This is a genomic window from Streptantibioticus silvisoli, assembly GCF_027947535.2.
GTDB classification, from domain to species: domain Bacteria; phylum Actinomycetota; class Actinomycetes; order Streptomycetales; family Streptomycetaceae; genus Streptantibioticus_C; species Streptantibioticus_C silvisoli.
Genome location: NZ_JAAGKO020000001.1, coordinates 394,183 through 401,789, shown reverse-complemented (window position 1 = coordinate 401,789; position 7,607 = coordinate 394,183). Strand labels below are relative to the sequence as shown.

Genomic DNA, 7,607 nt, shown 5'->3' with positions numbered 1-7,607 from the left:
TACCGGTGTGGACGGCGCCGGGGGCCCATTCCGCCGCCGCTGCGACGATTCGCCCCCCCGAAGCGGAAGCCCCGGCGGTGCTGTCCCCCGGCGGACGACTGCCTGACTCTCAACCCCATGGAGAGGTGGGCTCGGACCGGGAAGCCCTACTGGGAGGAGCCACGGTATTCGGGGCATGATCGTCATGGCCCCGACTCCCCCACCTCAGGAGCAGCACCATGACCCGTGACGCCACCCGCCCGCTCGCCGGATGCGCGGCCCTGGTGACCGGCGCCTCCAGCGGTATCGGCGCGGCGACCGCCCTCGCCCTCGCCGCCGAGGGGGCCGCCGTCGCCCTGGTGGCCCGGCGGGCCGACCGCCTGACGGACCTCGCCGCCCACATCGCCGGCAAGGGCGGCCACGCCATCGTGCTGCCCGCCGACCTGACCGATCCCGACCGCGCCCGGTCGGCGGTCGAGGAGGCCGCATCGCAGCTCGGGAGGCTCGACGTCCTGGTCAACAACGCCGGAGCGGTGGTACCCGGGGCGTTCGAGGACGGCGAGGCAACCGACTGGGAACGCATGCTCGCCCTGAACGTCTCCGCCGTACTGCACACCTCCCGCGCCGCACTCCCCCACCTGCTGACGGCAGCCGACGGACCACGCGGCGTCGCCGACCTGGTCACCGTCGCCTCCGCCGCCGGCCGGGTCGCCCGCCCCAACAACGCGGTCTACACGGCCACCAAGCACGCGGTCGTCGGCTTCAGCGAGGCGCTGCGCAAGGAGATCACCCAGCGACGGGTACGGGTCGGCCTGGTGGAGCCCGGCATGGTGACCACCGAGGCGACCACCGCCCCCGGCATCGGGCTGCCCTCCTCGGTCGACCCGGAGGACTGGCTGACCGCCGAGGACGTGGCGCGGTCCATCGTCTTCATGGTCACGCAACCCAGGCACGCCGCCGTCAACGAAATCCTGTTGCGCCCCACGACCCAGGTGAACTGACCGGTCCCACCACCACGGACCTCGCTCCTGGTCCCGCGCGGCACATACATCCCACGGTTCCGTTCGGGGAACGGTCACGGGGACCGTTCCCCGTGGCGCAGGTAAGGGCCGCGACCGGTCACCGGCTGGCGGACGACCGCCCCACCGTGGTCTGCGCGTCGGCTGCCGCGAGCACCATGCCAGCCAGTTCTGCAGCGGACCGTCCGCCGCCCGCGTCGATGCGATCCATGGCCAGCCTGTCGATGGCATCGATCATCAGTACCTGGTAGCGCTCCGTGCGGGTGAGGAACTTGTCCATCAGGTGCCGTTCCTCGTACGTGGCTGCTTCGTAGCGGCCCGCTGCACGAACACGGGCGCGTACCACGGCGTCGTCCGCGGTGAGCCACACGGCGGCCGTGTGCGGGACCTGGAGGCTCGCGACGCGGACGGGCCGGAGCGCCGACCCTTCCAGGACCAGGCCCGTGGTGTTGTGACCCTCGACCGCGTGGGCCGCGATCAGCTCTTCGATGCGGGGCCACAGCCGCTCGTAGTGGTCCAGAACGGACGTCATCAGGTCGTCAACCGTGAGTGTCTTGTAGTGCTCGGCGACGTGAGCCGGCACCTCGGTCTCCGGGGTCCTCCAGGGCCGCCCGGGGTGCCGGGCCAGCCCGTCAGTGGTCAGGCACGCGAACCCGAGCTTCTCCGCCACCACTTGGGCAACGGTCGACTTCCCGACGTTCGACGTCCCGCCGATCAGAATCACCCGTACATCACGCACGCCAACGACCCTACTGATCCTTCCGGGGCGATGCCCGCAGTCGGCGGAGCCGGCTGACGCAGCACGCGGGTTGCGGGAACCCGTGCTGGAGGCCGGCGCGGCATTCGTGGCGGATGCGTAAGTCCGCCCTGAAGCCCATCCGCGAACCCCGCTCGTGCCGGCCTGCCGGAGCACGCCACCGGACGGTGACCAGCCACGTGCCGGACCGGTGACCGCCGCAGTGCCGATCGGGGCACGTGACCGCCTCGACCGTACCAATCTCACCCGTTTCAAACGGCTGTGAGCTGCGGCGGGACCATTGTTCAGCGTGTCGGGAGGGCCCTGACAATCAATGCGCCGGCCGCTGAACTTGGTGATGCGAGCACCCCGTTGGCCGGGGATGCCCGCGAACGACATCAGGGGGAGCTTCATGACCATCAACGGGTTTTCCCCCGGGGGCCGCGTGCGCGGCACCGGGTTCTGTTCACCGGGCGGAGGGCGTCCGGCGGGGGGCGGACGGTCCTCAGGAGCGGGGGGCGAGGGCTTCGGCGGTCAGGCGCCAGGTCTCGGCGGCGAGGTCCATGTTGAACGTGTCCTCGGCCTGCTGGGCGAGTTGGCGCAGACGCCGGACGCCCTCGTCGACATGGCCGTCGAGGATCTGGACGCGGCTGCTGAGCACCGCGTAGCGGTGCCGGTCCCGGAAGGTCAGTCGCAGGTCGAGGGCGTCGATTTCGGCGCACAGCTCGCGGGCCTGGTCGATCGCCCCCTCGGCGAACGCCAAGTGCGCCTTGAGGGTGAGGAATTGCTGGCGGTGCAGTTCGGTGCCGATCAGGCGCAGCGCGGGCTCGGCCTGTGCCAGGTGCGCCGCGGCCTCGGCGGTGCGCGGCGGCTTGCTCTGCAGGTGCAGGGAGGCCACGGTGAGCCGGAGCCGCATCCACAGGGACAAGTCGTCGCGGCTGTCGAGGCGTTCGAGCGCGGTGGCGAGCAGGCTCTGTGCTCCGGTGTGGTCGCCCTGGCGCCCGCGCACCGTGGCGCTCGCCCACAGGGCCTGGGCGGCCAGCGCCGCCGGGACCCGTTCCGTCAGCGGCAGGATCTCCTGCACCAGGGCCGACGCCTCCGGCAGCCGGCCGAGTTCCGCCTCGGCGGAGGCCAGGACGAGCAGGATGGGCAGCAACTCCGTTTCCGGCAGGTGGTGTTCACGCGCGATGGCCGCCGCGTCGGCGGCGTACCGCAGGGCCTGCTCGGCCTCGCCCAGCGAGCGGTGGCAGCGGGCCAGCCGGCTCTTCGCCCGACTGCGCAGTCCCGGCGCGCCGATGCTGTCGGCAACCGCGCACAGTTCGCGCAGATGGCGCAGTTCGGTGGCGGTGTCGCCATGCCGGCCGGCGTGCTCGGCGAGCAACCACAGTGCCTGCCAGCGCAGTTCGGGGCTGGCGACGTCGGCGGATTCCACCGCTTCGGTGAGGGCGGTCTCCAGGCCGTTCAGTTCGCTGGCGCCGGTGGCGGTGGCGAGCAGTTGCTGGAGGTGCTGCTGCGAGGTGGGCACCGTCTCGTCGAACACCGAGGCGGGCACGCCCAGTCGGGCGGTGAGGTGGGCCACCGCCCGGGGCGTGGGCTGGCGCTGCCCGCGCTCCAGGCGGGACAGGTAGCCGGCCGACATGCCGTCCCCGGCGAGCGCGCCCTGGGACAGTCCGCGTTCGATGCGCAGCTGCTTGAGCCGGGCGCCGAAGGCGGGCTGTGTCCAGTTCCGGGCCGTTCGGTCGCCCACCGACGGTTCCGTCATCGCGGCCACCTCCTGCTTCAGCGTCGTTGCCTCAACCTCTCCCGACCGGGTGGCCGGGACCGTACCGTCACGGTGGCTGACAGAGCAGGTCGGACAGGGTGTGTCCGATTGTGCCATGCCTGTGAGATGGCTGGTATCCCCGGATGCCCCTGTTGGCACATTGCTGCGACCGGCCGACTGCGCCCGTCCGCCGTTGCGGTCGATGACCAGGGCGGTTGCACTCCGTTCACGTGCCTGGTTCCCGAACGTAGCCGGGCGAGCCGCTATTGCCAAGCTTGGCACATTCCGTTCGGCAGGGATTGCCAAAATGTGCCAGGCGAGCCTAGTGTTCAGCTCACTGCAAGCGGCAGGCCCTGGCGTTCCGGGGGCGGATCCATGCGGCTCGGCACGCAGGGGGAATCGATGCGTCGTCACGGCTCCGCGACGTCAGGAGCCATGGCGGACATCGGCGCCCTCGGCGCGGCGGCGCGCGGCGGCGGAGGCGTTCCCGGCGGAACGGCGGTCATCACGCGGGCCGGCGCCGGGGGCGTCGACGACATCGACTGGCCGTAGCAGATCCGCGGCACAACCCCGCTCGTCGCCGCCCATCAGCGGCCCGGGTTCCGGAGCGGCTCGCAAGGGCCGCTCCGGAACCCGGCCGAAACGGCGCCGGGAGGGGTCGGCCGCACCCGCTGCCGCCGGAACCTGTCGGGCCTCGGCGGCAAGCAGTCAACCCGTTCGTTCCCAGACCAGGAGAAGGGTCGGTGCGGCATGGAACGATCCGTTGTCGACTTCGACGCCCAGACAGAGCTCAGCTGCCGCGAACGCGAAGTCCTCACTCACGTCGCCCAAGGCCGAACCTACGCCGCCACCGCTCGGCGGATGGGCCTCAGCCCCCACACCGTCGACACCTATCTGCGCCGGATCCGGGCGAAGGCCGGGGTCGTCAACCGCGTGGAACTCGCGCTCCTCGCGGCGCGGATCGCCGCCGTCAATCCGCCGGGGGAACCCGGTAACGGAAACACCTGACGTGACGGGCTTACGCCACGACGGGGCAGGGTTGCCGGTACGCCGAACGGGAGCGTGGCCGGCCGAACGCCGACAGCGCTTCAGCGGGGTGCGCCGCAGCCCCGCCGCCGAACACCGGCCGGACCGCCCGCCGGACACCGTCCGCGCGGGCGCTCGCGGGCGGTCGCGCCCCTTCATCGACCGTGGGCGAGCCGCTGCCCGTCACATCGTCGCCGCGTTCCGCAGGCCGTCCTTCGGCGGTGCGGTGTCCCGCGTGGACCGTCGGCCGACGCTACGAGACCGGCCAGAGCCACGAGATCCGAAAGGCAGAAAACGCCGTGCCCTTCGACCGCCTCTTCGTCGCCTCCTGCCTCGCCATCGGTGCGGCGCTGTCGGCGCTCGCGATCACGACCTTCGGCGGCTGTTCGGAACCTTCGACGACCTTCACCCTCGTCCCCGTCACATCCACGCCGGCGGCGCCGAGCCATGCCTCCGGCACGGACGCGGCCCCCACGTCCGGACCACCGGCCGACGGACTGCCGCCGGCACGGACAACCGCGCCCCGCGCGCGTACCACCGGCACCGCACGCCCCGTCCCGCACACGCCACGCCCGCGCTCCGCCACGGCCGCGCCCACCGACGCGCGCGTCCCCCCGCCCGGCGCGTAAGGCGTCCTGCCCGTCCCGTACGCCCCCGCCCGGCGCGTGAGCCGGCCCGCCACCCGTCCCGCACACCCCCACCCAGTGCGCAGGCCGGCCACTCCCCCATGCGCTATTCTCCCGATCATGTACGCGCCGCTGAACCGTCTGACCTGCTGGTGGCCCGCCGACTAGGCGGCCCACCGCTCGCGCGTACCCACGACACCGCGAAGGCCGCCCGGAAGGGCGGCCTTTCGCGTGACCGAACGGTTCCACCGCCCTCCCGCACCCGGCCCCGCGCCGCCGATGCCCCGAGGGAAGGACCCCCGTGCCGGACACCACCACCCCCGCCGCCCTGCTGGAGCGGCTGCTCGCCCCCGGCTGCCCGCCGTTCGCACTGCTGCGCCGCCGCACCCCGGGCCACCCGCCCGGCACCGTCGAGGTGCTGACCGGGCCCCTGAGCCGTCCCGTGACCCTCGACGCCATCGCGCTCCCCGACGGCGTGCCGGAGCACCCGGGGCCGGACGCGCTCGCGGTGGTCCCGTTCCGCCAGATCGCCGAACGCGGGTTCGAGGCGGTCGACGACGGCACGCCGCTGCTGGTCATGCGTCCGGAGGAGTACCTCACCGTTGACGAGGAGGCGCTGCGCGCCGCGCTGCCGCACCACGCCGTGACGGTCGCCGGCGGCGGATTCGACCTCGACGACGACGCGTACGCCCGGATGGTCGAGCGGGTGATCACCGACGAGATCGGCCGGGGCGAGGGCGCGAACTTCGTGATCCGGCGCACCTACCGGGGGCGGATCACCGGCTTTCGCGTCCGCGACGCGCTCGCGCTGTTCGGGCGGCTGCTGTCCGGCGAACGCAGCGCCTACTGGACGTTCCTCGTCCACACCGGCGACCGTACGCTGATCGGCGCCAGCCCCGAGGTCCACGTGCGGGCCAGCGGCGGGACGGTCGTGATGAACCCGATCTCCGGCACCTACCGCTACCCGCCCGCCGGACCCGACACCGCCGGGCTGCTCGCCTTCCTCGCCGACCCGAAGGAGGCGGAGGAGCTGACCATGGTGGTCGACGAGGAGCTGAAGATGATGTCCGTGGTGTGCGAACGCGGCGGGGTCGTCGTCGGACCCCGGCTTCGCGAGATGGCCCACCTGGCGCACACCGAGTTCGAACTGCGCGGCCGGGGAACGCGGGACGTGCGCGACGTGCTGCGCGAGACGATGTTCGCCGCGACCGTCACCGGCTCGCCCGTGGAGAACGCCTGCCGGGTCATCGCCCGCCACGAGTGCGCCGGGCGCGGCTACTACGGCGGCGCGCTCGCGCTCATCGGCCGGGACGCGGGCGGCGCGCGCACCCTCGACTCGCCGATCCTGCTGCGCACCGCCGACATCGCCGCCGACGGCACGCTCGCGGTGGGTGTGGGCGCGACCCTCGTGCGGCACTCCGACCCGTACGCGGAGGCCGCCGAGACCCACGCCAAGGCGGGCGGCGTGCTGACCGCACTCGGTGTGCTGCCGCCGGCCGCCCGCCCCGAACGCGCCGCTCCACCCCGGTTGGCGCGGGACCCGCGCGTGCGGGCCGCTCTCGATGCCCGGCGCGGCGCGCTCGCGCCGTTCTGGCTGCGGATGCGCGACCTGGACGCGCCGGCCGGGCCACGGCCGGAGGTGCTGCTGATCGACGCCGAGGACACCTTCACCGCGATGCTGGCCCACCTGTGGCGCGCCGCCGGGCACCCGGTGACGGTCCGCCGGTTCGACGATCCGGGGCTGCGCGCGGCCGCGGTGAGGCACCGCGGGCCGGTCGTGCTGGGCCCCGGCCCGGGCGACCCCGGTGACACGGCGTCGCCCCGGATGCGGTCGCTGCGCTCCCTGGCCGCCGACCTCGTGCGCGACCACCGGTACGGTCTGCTCGGGGTGTGCCTCGGGCACGAACTGATCGCGGCGCGGCTGGGCCTGGAGATCGTCCGCCGCGACCTGCCGTTCCAGGGCGCCCAGGAACGCGTCGACCTGTTCGGGCAGCCGGAGACCGTCGGCTTCTACAACACGTTCACCGCCCGTTGCGAGGAGTCCACCGCGCTCGAACTCACCGTGCGCGGCGTCGAGTTGGCCCGCGACCCGGCCACCGGCGACGTCCACGCGCTGCGCGGCCCGGGGTTCGCGGGGGTGCAGTTCCACCCCGAGTCGGTGCTGACGATGAACGGCCCCGCCATCGTCACCGCCCTGCTGTCGGGCGTCACCGTGGGGTGAGGCGGGTGCGGCCGTGCGGGGCGGCGCCGCCGCGCGCCGTCCCGCACCGCAGGGAGCCGCTGGCCGGAAACCGATACGCACCCGACATCCGTTTGATCCAGGATTGACCGCCTTTACGGCGTCATGTCACGGGTGAACCGCCCCTCGGCGGGCCGGGCCGCGCATTTCACCTTGGCCGAACCCTTTCTTGCACCGACCGACAGAAACCGGCGACGATCGGTGTGCTGACCGCGTACCG

The 7,607-nt window shown here is 73.2% G+C and carries 5 protein-coding genes; 3 read left to right on the top strand and 2 right to left on the bottom strand.

Annotated features, from left to right (window positions below; all coding sequences use genetic code 11):
* The first annotated feature begins 218 nt into the window (after positions 1-218).
* Positions 219-980 carry an SDR family NAD(P)-dependent oxidoreductase gene (locus POF43_RS01550; protein WP_271325020.1) on the top strand — a complete coding sequence of 254 codons (762 nt, stop codon included), beginning with the start codon at positions 219-221 and terminating at the stop codon, positions 978-980.
* Positions 981-1,098: 118 nt separating this feature from the next.
* On the opposite strand, the gene POF43_RS01545 is transcribed toward POF43_RS01550, so the two are convergent.
* The gene (locus POF43_RS01545; protein WP_271325019.1) at positions 1,099-1,737 is read right to left on the bottom strand and encodes an AAA family ATPase; all 639 of its coding nucleotides are present in this window, start codon (positions 1,735-1,737) and stop codon (positions 1,099-1,101) included.
* Between the two features lie 502 nt (positions 1,738-2,239).
* Complete coding sequence (locus POF43_RS01540) at positions 2,240-3,496, bottom strand: helix-turn-helix domain-containing protein (protein WP_271325018.1); 1,257 nt, start codon at positions 3,494-3,496, stop codon at positions 2,240-2,242.
* A gap of 750 nt (positions 3,497-4,246) precedes the next feature.
* Here POF43_RS01540 and POF43_RS01535 point away from each other — a divergent pair.
* Entirely contained in the window at positions 4,247-4,504 is a 258-nt protein-coding gene (locus tag POF43_RS01535; RefSeq protein WP_271318202.1) for a response regulator transcription factor, read from the top strand.
* Between the two features lie 945 nt (positions 4,505-5,449).
* Complete coding sequence (locus tag POF43_RS01530; protein ID WP_282704359.1) at positions 5,450-7,369, top strand: anthranilate synthase family protein; 1,920 nt, start codon at positions 5,450-5,452, stop codon at positions 7,367-7,369.
* Positions 7,370-7,607 lie beyond the last annotated feature (238 nt).

Excerpts from the sequence above, each read along its gene's own strand:
- POF43_RS01550 (WP_271325020.1), top strand. The coding sequence starts at position 219 with ATGACCCGTGACGCCACCCGCCCGCTCGCCGGATGCGCGGCCCTGGTG.
- POF43_RS01540 (WP_271325018.1), bottom strand. The coding sequence starts at position 3,496 with ATGACGGAACCGTCGGTGGGCGACCGAACGGCCCGGAACTGGACACAG.
- POF43_RS01535 (WP_271318202.1), top strand. The coding sequence starts at position 4,247 with ATGGAACGATCCGTTGTCGACTTCGACGCCCAGACAGAGCTCAGCTGC.